The 9,140-nt window shown below is 67.6% G+C and carries 9 protein-coding genes; 3 read left to right on the top strand and 6 right to left on the bottom strand.

From position 1 onward, the window contains the following. Positions 1-197 precede the first annotated feature (197 nt). The 3 genes from AB0M65_RS17630 to AB0M65_RS17620 are packed head-to-tail and all read right to left on the bottom strand — an operon-like array spanning position 198 to position 3,183. Positions 198-1,079, bottom strand: coding sequence for a hypothetical protein (locus AB0M65_RS17630; RefSeq protein ID WP_364028399.1), 882 nt, complete (start codon positions 1,077-1,079; stop codon positions 198-200). Between the two features lie 21 nt (positions 1,080-1,100). After that, positions 1,101-1,700, bottom strand: coding sequence for a GTP cyclohydrolase II (locus tag AB0M65_RS17625; protein ID WP_364028397.1), 600 nt, complete (start codon positions 1,698-1,700; stop codon positions 1,101-1,103). Then, positions 1,693-3,183 (bottom strand): PfkB family carbohydrate kinase, encoded by a 1,491-nt coding sequence (locus AB0M65_RS17620; RefSeq protein ID WP_364028395.1) that lies wholly within the window; start codon positions 3,181-3,183, stop codon positions 1,693-1,695. Before AB0M65_RS17620 ends, AB0M65_RS17625 begins: the two co-directional genes overlap by 8 nt. Positions 3,184-3,475: 292 nt before the next feature. Here AB0M65_RS17620 and AB0M65_RS17615 point away from each other — a divergent pair, with 292 nt between their 5' ends. The 3 genes from AB0M65_RS17615 to AB0M65_RS17605 all read left to right on the top strand — a co-directional run bounded on the left by AB0M65_RS17615 (position 3,476) and on the right by AB0M65_RS17605 (position 6,610). After that, the gene (locus AB0M65_RS17615) at positions 3,476-4,639 is read left to right on the top strand and encodes an OmpA family protein (RefSeq protein ID WP_364028393.1); all 1,164 of its coding nucleotides are present in this window, start codon (positions 3,476-3,478) and stop codon (positions 4,637-4,639) included. Between the two features lie 16 nt (positions 4,640-4,655). Further along, positions 4,656-5,525 (top strand): hypothetical protein, encoded by an 870-nt coding sequence (locus AB0M65_RS17610; protein WP_364028391.1) that lies wholly within the window; start codon positions 4,656-4,658, stop codon positions 5,523-5,525. 134 nt (positions 5,526-5,659) lie between these two features. Then, entirely contained in the window at positions 5,660-6,610 is a 951-nt protein-coding gene (locus AB0M65_RS17605) for a hypothetical protein (RefSeq protein ID WP_364028389.1), read from the top strand. On the opposite strand, the gene AB0M65_RS17600 is transcribed toward AB0M65_RS17605, so the two are convergent. The 3 genes from AB0M65_RS17600 to AB0M65_RS17590 all read right to left on the bottom strand — a co-directional run bounded on the left by AB0M65_RS17600 (position 6,600) and on the right by AB0M65_RS17590 (position 9,110). Beyond that, positions 6,600-7,232 (bottom strand): TetR/AcrR family transcriptional regulator, encoded by a 633-nt coding sequence (locus AB0M65_RS17600; RefSeq protein WP_364028387.1) that lies wholly within the window; start codon positions 7,230-7,232, stop codon positions 6,600-6,602. The two genes, AB0M65_RS17605 and AB0M65_RS17600, sit on opposite strands and share 11 nt — an antisense overlap. A 224-nt stretch (positions 7,233-7,456) precedes the next feature. Then, positions 7,457-8,500, bottom strand: a complete 1,044-nt coding sequence (locus AB0M65_RS17595) for a polyprenyl synthetase family protein (protein ID WP_364028385.1) — start codon at positions 8,498-8,500, stop codon at positions 7,457-7,459. Positions 8,501-8,666: 166 nt separating this feature from the next. Then, positions 8,667-9,110, bottom strand: coding sequence for a single-stranded DNA-binding protein (locus AB0M65_RS17590; protein ID WP_364028383.1), 444 nt, complete (start codon positions 9,108-9,110; stop codon positions 8,667-8,669). Positions 9,111-9,140: the final 30 nt, after the last annotated feature.

Genomic DNA, 9,140 nt, shown 5'->3' with positions numbered 1-9,140 from the left:
CCCTTTGAGACGATCAACGTCTCAAAGGGGGCCTTCAAGACACCGCGACTACCCTCGGGTCACGTGGGGCGTGAGTGCCCTTCGCGACACCCCCGCGAGCGAGTCGGTCCAGGGAGTCGTGAGTAGCAATGAGGGATAACCAGTCAAGCCCCCTGGTTGGAATGGCCCAGCCTCCTATCACGGAATCGACCATCTAGCTAGTACTTTTCGAGGGCCTCGTCGATCCGCTCCGCTTCCGCGCGCAGGTCGTCCAGGGTGGTCTGGGCGGCGGTGGTCTCACCGTTCGCCGTCTCTTCCTCGAGTTCGGCGTCGGCGAGCCGCTGCCGGAGGTCGTTCGCCTTCTCCGTGGCCTTTTCGGACCGGCGTCCGGCGCGGGACAGGTCGATTTCCGCCTGCTTGACGTCTTTCGCGAGTTCGGCAGCCTCGTGCCGAAGCCGGTTGAACTCCGCGAGCCGCTTTTGTTCGCGTTCGGCTTCTTCACGGGTTTTGGCGCTTCGTGCCTTGTCGGCCTTCGTGGCGGCATCGGCGGCGGCCTTCTGCTTTGCCCTCCGCCGATCGTCCAAACGCGACACGGTGGCCGGTTTTTGCCGCTCCGGAGCGGGTTCCCGTTTCGGCCTCGGCGTGAACCCGCTCGTCAGCCACTGGTCGCTCGCGTTGTCCGCGCCGGCACTGAGCCGTCCGGCCAAGGCGAGCGCCGCCACCTCGGGGTCGGCCACGACGGCTTCCAGGGTCGCTTCGACTTCGCGGGCGACCGACTCGCTCATCGAACGTTCGCCCTGGAGGACCTGGTTCACCAGTTCCTGCCGCCGACGGGTGAGTTTCCGCAGTTCCGCCCCGGCCAGCGCCGAATGCGCCTTCCGCAGGTCCTCACCGAGCCGCGCCAGTTCCGCCAGTTCGGGGGAACCCGCCCGGCGGTTGAGGATCGTGGCCGCGAGCGTGGGTTTCCGGAGTGAGCGGACGCGTTCGGCCAACGCCGCGTCACCCGCCGCCTTGGCCTCTTTCGCCCGCTGATTGCGCACCGTGACGAACTCGGCCGGATCGCCGGCGTAGAGCTCGTCCGCGACCTCGTCGAAGTCCATCGTCCTCCGGGAACCGGTGGCTCAGCTGTCGGTCAGGCTCGGGATCAGGTGGCCGTGCTGGCGCTTGGCCTCGAGATACGCGCGAGCCGACTCACTCACCGGCACGAGCGACGGCTCGCGTTCGACGATGATCCCACGAGATTCCAGTGCCTTCATCTTTTCCGGGTTGTTGGTCAGCAACCGCACACGGGCAAGGCCGAGACTCTCCAGCAGATCGGCGGCGGCGGCGTAGTCGCGGGAGTCGTCGGGCAGATGCAGGGCGCGGTAACTGGCGAAGGTGTCCGCCTGGTGCAGCTGGCTGTAGACGTACCCGCGTGCCTTCGCGAGCAGTCCGGCGCCGCGCCCCTCCTGGTCGAGGTAGATGATCACGCCGGTGCCGGCGGCGGAGATCAGCTGCTTCGCCTGCTGGACCTGGTCGTGACAGTCGCAGTCGACCGAGCCGAGGATCTCGGAGTAGACACAGCGCGAATGGATCCGGACGAGACAGTCGTCCTCCGGTTCGCCGTAGATCGCGGCCACCGGGGGATTTCCGGTGATCAACGCGTCGTCGAGGACCCGGACCCGGAAGCCGGTCCCGCCGGTGCGGCTGAGTGAGTGCTCGACGAAGAGCTGTTCAGTCATGGGCTTCGTGCTCCGGAGACACCTTGAGGACCCGGTCCACCTGCTGCGCCATCGGCATCGAATCCGCGACCCCGCCGAACGACTGCGCCGCGGTCATGGCCGCGGTCGCCCATTCGAGGTCGGACTGGTCGATCTTGCGGTCCTTCAGCAGCAGGCGGTGGATCAGGGCGGCACTGAAGGCCTCCCGCGCGCCGGGCGTATCCCGCAAGGCGGTCGGGAAGCGGGCGATATCCGCCCGCAGATGCTCCGAGCGCACCATGCAGCCGAATTCCTCGGTGATGCAGACGCCGTGCACGCCGAGCATGAGCAGGCTCGACGCCAGCGCCTCCGTGGTGATCTCGTCGCTGGCCCCCGAGAGCAGTTCCCGGAGCTCCCACTGGGTACCGACCAGGTAGTCGATGTCGGCGAAATGCTCGTACAGGAACTGAGGGCTGGCGATCGGCGGTGATGGCCGGACCACGATCAGCGGCTTCTTCTCGAGGCTGCTCACCACGCGCAGTACCTCACGGGTGGCCGCCATGGGCTGCTCGAACGTGATCACGACGGCGTCCGACGCTTCGAGCACGCTTCGCAGCGAGTGGGTGTGAAAGTCGGCCGGGTCGAGCCGGATCTCGCCTTCGTTCATCCACGGCAGCAGGACCGCGCCACCGTTGCGGGTCATGAACACCCCGACCACCGGGGTCTTGGCGTTCGGCACCACCTTCACCAGGTTCAGCCGCATGCCTTCGGCCGCCATGTAGTCCAGCAGCATCTGCCCTGGCTGGTCGTCGCCGACCGCGCTGATCATGTGCACGTCCATCCCCAGGCGGGCGTTCGCCACCGCGTGGTTGAGGCCTTTTCCGCCGGGATGCGTCTCGTAGGAGATGAGCGGCGTCGACGATCCAGGAGACGGGATGTGGTCCACGACGTAGATGTGGTCGACGACGGCGGACCCGACCACGCTCACGGTCGCCGCGCGTGGCGTGACGCCCTTCGTCACGCCGGGCTCGGGGAGGGCCACGTCGAGAACGGAACTGCTGACACAGAGTTCGGCCAGTTTGGAGAGGGCGCCACTCTCCAAGGTGGACCGGAGCGCCCGCACGGTCAGATGCCGTTCGGGGAGGTCCGCACCGAGTAACCGGTGGATCGGTTCCCAGAGTTCCACGAGCCGCTCGCGGCGTTCGCCGACGTCGGCCGCGTACAGGGTCTCGATCTCGGGGGCGTCGGGGAATCGTTCGGCGAGCAGGCCGAGGGAGAGCGCCATGTCGACGATCACGAGTTCCTCGGTCGGCAGCTGGCCCGCGATCCGCCGCACCGCGTCCAGCGCGGCCTCGGGTTCGGATTTGTCCGTGGTGTTCACGATCTGCCGGACCACTGGGAGGTCGAGGATCGGCCTCACTCCGACTTCCGTGGAACGCAACCTTTCGGCGCTCAGCCCGGTCCGCGTCCGCAGCCTCACCAGAGCACTGCGGACACCGTCCACGCCGGGTACCGGACCACTCATCGGAATAGTTTACTCCGTTCGCATCGGCAGTTGCCATCGCGTTGGGTCTTTCGTGCGGCTATTGCCGCACGTTACTCCTGGTAATTCTTCGCGGGGAGCATACCGCCGCCCCCTCGGGGTTCGGTCTCGGCTCCCTACGGGCGTCATTCACTCAAACGCACCAGTGTGAGTCGAGAAGTGGCTGGGTAGATCTCAAGTTCATATCCGTCAACTGCCTGTCAATAATGGCAATTGACGCTAGGCGTCGGCAACTGCCACACTGGGGTTTGCCTTCAAAGCCGGGGAGGTCACCGTGAAGCGTTCGCGAGCCGCACTACCGATCTTCGTACTGGCCACCGCGCTGGTCAGCGCCTGTGGAGCCCGCGCCGGAGCGGACGGCGGCGACGGGGAGCGGATCGTCATCCTCGCCTCCGCCAGTGCGAACGAACCGCGTCCTTCGCTTCCTTCGGGGATCGAGAGCCGGCTCGCGGAGGCGGCGCGCAGTACGAACGCCACCGATGGCAAGAACGGCAAGGGCAGCCTCGCGATCGTGGCGACGGCCGACGGTGACACCACTCAGACCCTCCCGCTGACCCCGCGCCGGGCCAACGGCGCCGTCGAGCACGGGTTGCAACGCGAAAACCTCGTCGACGCCAATGTCCGGCGGGTCTCGGAAGCCGTCGGCGGGCTGGCCGCCACGCGGCCGGGCGTCGACCTGCTGGCCGGTATCGACAACGCGGTCCGCGGCGTCGGACCCGGGACACTCGTCGTGCTCAGCAGCGGGCTTTCGACCGACGGCGGGTTCGACTTGAGGCGGACGGGCTGGCAGCTCGAACCGGCCGCGCCGGCGGCGGAACTGAAGGCACGAGGACTGCTGCCCAAACTGGGCGGCTGGCGGTTCGTGATGGCCGGGATCGGCGCCACCGCGGGGCCGCAGGCACCGCTTTCCCTGCCTGTCAGGGAACGGCTCGTCGCGTACTGGCGGGAGATCTGCCACGCGGCGGGTGCCGCCGAATGCCTCTTCGACGAGGCAAGGCTCGACTCCCGGCCGCCGAACGGGACCGTCCCCACACCCGACGTCCCGGTGCCCGGGATCGTCTCGGTCCGCGGGCCGGACGGGACGACGAAGACGACGTTGTCCAATGACGTCCTCGGCTTCGCCGGGGATTCCGCCGCGCTTTCCCCCGCCGCACAAGGGGTTCTGGCGGAACTGGCGTCGAGGATCGCCGCGAAGCCTTCAGCGGGGGTCGTCGTCCGCGGGTTCACGGCGGATCCGCCGGGTTCGACCGGACAGCGCAGGGCGGAGCTGTCGGCCGCACGGGCGAACGCGGTGGCGGGCGCACTGCGAGCGGCCGGGGCGGGCGTTCGGATCGATGCGAGTGGAGGGGGGACCGCGCCGGGTATGACGGCGATGTCCGGTGGTGTCTTCGACGAAGGCGTCGCCGTGAAGATGCGCCGGGTCGACATCACGTACTGAGCGAGGGAGGACAGTCATGGACGGGTTGGACCGGATCACCCCACGCCTGCCACTGCGGCGGGCGGCGGCGGAGGACCATCAAGACGACTATCAGCGGGCGGCCGCCGGAACCATGGGCAGGCTCGGCGCGCGGATCGCGGAGCTGAAGCTCGCCGCGGACCGCGTCCTGCGCACCCCGGTGATCGGGCCTCGCGGGCAGTTCATGACCGTGTACGAGGCCAAGCACCGCGCGGAGATGCTGACCGAGCAGATCGATTTCGACGAACTGCGCGGCAGCCTGCGGCACTATCGCGTGTCGAGGTCGGCGAAGGTGCTCACCCTGCTCGGACTGGTGGTGGTCGACTTCCCGGTGATGCTCTGGCTGGCGAGTTCGATGTTCAACGTCGACTGGGCGAATCCGCTCGGCCTGCAACTGGTGATCAGCGTCGTGATCTCGGTACTGGCCACCGGCGGCGCCGCGGCGGCCCTCTACCACCTCGGACACGACCAGCGGGAGAACAAGGACGACCGGCGGCGGCTCACCTGGCGCACGCTTTCGCGTGGTTCTAAGCTGAGCATGCTGGCCGCGGTGGTGCTGGTCGGCCTGATCGCGGCGGTGATGTTCGTCCGGGTCTACACCGAGGGCGAGCTGAGCGGTCTGACCAGTCTCGCTTTCCTGCTGGCCGTCCTGGTCGCGTTCGTGATGCTCGTTTCGGCAGCGCTGGTGTTCTGGACGGCCTTCCGCGACGGCTCGCTCGAACAGGACGACCTGCGTTGCTACAGCTCCCTGATCCTGCGTTACGAATCGTTGCGCCGGGAGTACGAGGTCCGCATCGGAGAGCTGACTTCGCAACTGCAACGACTCGAAGGCGAGTATCCGGGATTCCGTGCCACAGTGGACACCTAGGTGTAGCGGCCGGCGGGGCCGCCGTAGCGCATAGGCCGCTCGGCGGCACCCCGGATCGGCACTTTGGAGGTGGCGCACCTTCCTCCCGGGAACGACGATGAGCGGCAGAGGAATCGCCTAACCCCGGAGGGCCGATGTCCGTCACCGAACGCGTTCCCCTTACCCCGCAAGCGACTTTCCTCGGTTCCGGACCGTATCCGGAGCATCGGTGGCGGGTCGTCTTCTGGTCCGTCCTCGCCGGTTTCGCGCTGACGGTGATCTGGTCCGCGCCCTTTGTGGACAGTGTGATCGGCGACAGCGTCGCCAACACCCTCCTGGGACACAACGCCAAGGAGACCCCGATCGGCGGTGTCCTGGCCGGAACGTTCTTCGCGTTCGTCTCGGGACTCGCCGGGACATTCACCGCGTGCAACATCGCCGCGTTCGGCGCCGTCGCCCCGCTGGTCGGTGGCGAAACCGCCGGACGGCCGAAGTTCGCCGGCACCTTGAAGCCGCTGGGCTGGATCGCGGCGGGCATGCTGACCGTTTCCGTGGTGTACGGCGTGATCGTCGCACTCGTCGGCACCCGGATGCCGCAGTTCTCGACGGCGACCTCACCGGGCGGGCTCACGCCGCGGAGCATCCAGTCGATGATCGTCTTCGGTGTGATCGGGATCGTGTTCATCGTGCTGGGCTTGGCTTCCGTCGGCATCATCCGCAATCCGATCGCCGGTCTCACCCGCCGGTTCCCGCCGACGCCGCTCGTCCTGATGGGCGCGCTCATCGGCGGATTCCTGATCGGCCGCCCGTTCCCGTTGTTCCGGATGATGTTCCGCAGCGCGGCCGAAAGCCACAACGTCTTCTACGGCGCGGCCGCGTTCGCGTTGCAGTCCGTCGGCAACATCTTGGTGATGGCGCTGCTGTTCCTCATCCTCACGAACGGGACGGGCGGGCGGCTGCAACGGTGGATGCTCGCCAAACCCACCAGGATCGCCGTCGTGACCGGCGCCGCGCTGCTGATCGCGGGTACGTTCACGCTGCTGTACTGGGATCTGCGGGTGCTGGGCCGGACGGGGATGATCTGGTACCCGACCATCAAGTGGTGAAGATCCGCGTCAAAACTCGTTCGGCCGAATCCTGAAGATGTCTCGCCGCGCCGTCCCGGCCGGCGAGATACTTCAGCAGCCCTTGCTGGAACAGGCCGTCGAAGAGCGCGTAGACCGTCGAGGGGTCCAGGTCCAGCGGCTTGCCGAGCAATTCCGCGTACCGGGCCACGATCCGCCAGATCATCAGCTCCAGCGTCTCGTCGATGGCGAGGACGTCCGCCCGGAACACCTTCTCGAACAGGCTCTGATTACGCAAGTCGTACCAGAGCCGGTGCAGCCGCGCGTCTTCGCGCAACGTCGTCGCCATCGCCGCGCCGAACGCCCGTTTCAGGCCGTCGGCCGTCTCCGCGCTCTCGACTATCCGGTCGTACCGGGTGACGCATTCGGTCTTGTACTGCTTGACGCAGTACGTGATCAGCTCGGCCTTGTTCCGGAAGTAGTAGTGCAGGACCCCGTGGGAGAACTCGGAGTTCTGCGCGATGTCCCGCAGGCTCGTGCGGGCGTAGCCCAGTTCGGACAACGTGACCAGTGCCGACATCGCCAGTTGCGCGCGCCGTTGATCGAATCTGTCCACCTGGCGGGGAACGACCCTCTCCCCGCCGCGGTCCGTCACCTCGGTCACCGGCCTCGTTTCTCATCGCCAGGTGCCCGCCGCGGGCACGCCGTCGGATTCTAGCCCCGGAAAGGGTTTTCGAGTGCCGGACAGAATCTATTCGTGGTCTTGGGCGTCCCCTCCGGCCGCGGAGGAGTGACTGCCGTGCGGGACTGTGTGGTGCGGGACTGTGTGGGGCGACCCCATCTGTCGCCTTGCGTTGCCCTTCGACCCTGGCAGCGAACGCCGCGGGGTTATTCGCCGCGGTTCACCACGTACGCCGAAAGGCCGACCAAAAGCGCCCTTGCCGGACACTCGGGCAGGCTGAGCGCGAGATCCCGGGCCTTGGCCGCGTAGCCGTGTGCTTCGGCGAGGGCCCGGTCGACACCGGGGGAGACACGCAGGAGTTCGAGTGCCTCGTGCCGGAGAGCTGGATCGGAAACCGGTCCGTGGCCGACGATCTCACGCAGCCGCACGGCGCCGGGACCTTCGTCGTCGAGCGCGTGGAGCATCGGCAGGGTCACGATTCCCTCGCGGAGATCGGTGCCCGCGGATTTTCCCAGATCCGTGGTGGTGGCGGAGATGTCGAGGACGTCGTCGGAGATCTGGAACGCCACACCGAGAAGTTCCCCGTACTGGCCCAACGTTTCGATGATCCGCTCATCCGCGCCCGACACCCGCGCGCCGAGCCTGCCTGCCATGGCGATCAGCGACGCGGATTTGTCGGCCATCACCTGGAGGTGGTGTTCGTAGGGTGCGTGCCTCCCGCAGTCCTCGAACGGCCCGGTCGTTTCCAGGAACTGACCGCGGACGAGCCTGCCGAACGTTTTCGCCTGCAGGCTCAACGCGTAATCGCCGAGTCCGGCGCCGACCACGGCCGCGCGGGCGAGGACGTAGTCGCCGATCAGGACGGCTCTTTTGTTGCCCCAGAGGGAGTTTCCACTCGCCACCCCGTGCCGCATCGGAGCCTCGTCCATGACGTCGTCGTGGTAGAGCGTCGCGACGTGGACGAGTTCGACGAGGACCGCGGCTGAATTCGCCTTGTCCGGCACCGTTCCGTCCGGGTCGGTGCCGAACGCCGCGCCGGTCAAGGCCATCAGGGGCCGGAGCCGTTTTCCGCCCGCACGTACGAGATGGGTGGCCGCTTCGGTGAGGTCCGGATAGCCGGGACTGCGCAACACCTCCTGGAGTTCGTCTTCGACCCGGGCGAGCCCGGCGCGGAGTCCGGCGGCGAACGCCGCGTGCCGCTTGTCGGCCGGGTCCAACCCGAGTTCCGTGACAATCGTGGTCGTGTTCACGACCTCCAGCATCCGAGCAGGCGGCCGTGGTCCGCATGGCGCCGGAGGGGGAGATCGGTCCCTCGCGGGAGGGAACTTCCGGTCGAAACAGGTCGGGGCTGAAGGGACTTTCGCCGCATCGCATGCGGGGAAAGCACCCTTCAGCTCCCGCCGATCGGAACCGGGTTCAGAAGGGCGGCTCCGGACTCCCGGCGGGCACCGGCGTTCGCTCCCACGCGCCGTCCGACGGGGTGCCGCTCGAACTGCGGCCCGCCTTGTTCACCTTCGCCGTCGCGTAGCGCAGTGACGGGCCGATCTCGTCGACGTCGAGTTCGACCACCGTGCGTTTTTCGCCTTCCTTCGTTTCGTACGATCGCTGCTTCAGCCTGCCCTGCACGATCACCCTGGTACCCCGGGTGAGTGATTCGGCCAGGTTCTCCGCGGCCTGTCTCCACAGTGTGCAGCGCAGGAACAGCGGGTCGCCGTCGCGCCATTCCCCGCTCGCCCTGTCCAGGACGCGTGGCGTCGACGCGACCGTGAAGTTCGCGACCGCCGCCCCGGACGGCGTGAACTTCAGTTCCGGGTCGGTCGTCAGGTTGCCGATCACCGTGAGCACTGTTTCCCCGGCCATGGGACTTCCTCCTCGCTTCCGCGCGCGGGC

Origin of the sequence: Amycolatopsis sp. NPDC051071, from assembly GCF_040682875.1 — a bacterium.
In the GTDB taxonomy this organism is placed as follows: Bacteria; Actinomycetota; Actinomycetes; order Mycobacteriales; family Pseudonocardiaceae; genus Amycolatopsis.
Note: the sequence above shows the minus strand (reverse complement) of the source record. Positions and strands in the feature narration are given on the sequence as shown.

Bases quoted from the DNA above. Each gene is read 5' to 3' on its own strand.
- AB0M65_RS17630 (WP_364028399.1), bottom strand. From the start codon at position 1,079: ATGGACTTCGACGAGGTCGCGGACGAGCTCTACGCCGGCGATCCGGCC.
- AB0M65_RS17625 (WP_364028397.1), bottom strand. From the start codon at position 1,700: ATGACTGAACAGCTCTTCGTCGAGCACTCACTCAGCCGCACCGGCGGG.
- AB0M65_RS17620 (WP_364028395.1), bottom strand. From the start codon at position 3,183: ATGAGTGGTCCGGTACCCGGCGTGGACGGTGTCCGCAGTGCTCTGGTG.
- AB0M65_RS17610 (WP_364028391.1), top strand. From the start codon at position 4,656: ATGGACGGGTTGGACCGGATCACCCCACGCCTGCCACTGCGGCGGGCG.
- AB0M65_RS17605 (WP_364028389.1), top strand. From the start codon at position 5,660: ATGTCCGTCACCGAACGCGTTCCCCTTACCCCGCAAGCGACTTTCCTC.
- AB0M65_RS17590 (WP_364028383.1), bottom strand. From the start codon at position 9,110: ATGGCCGGGGAAACAGTGCTCACGGTGATCGGCAACCTGACGACCGAC.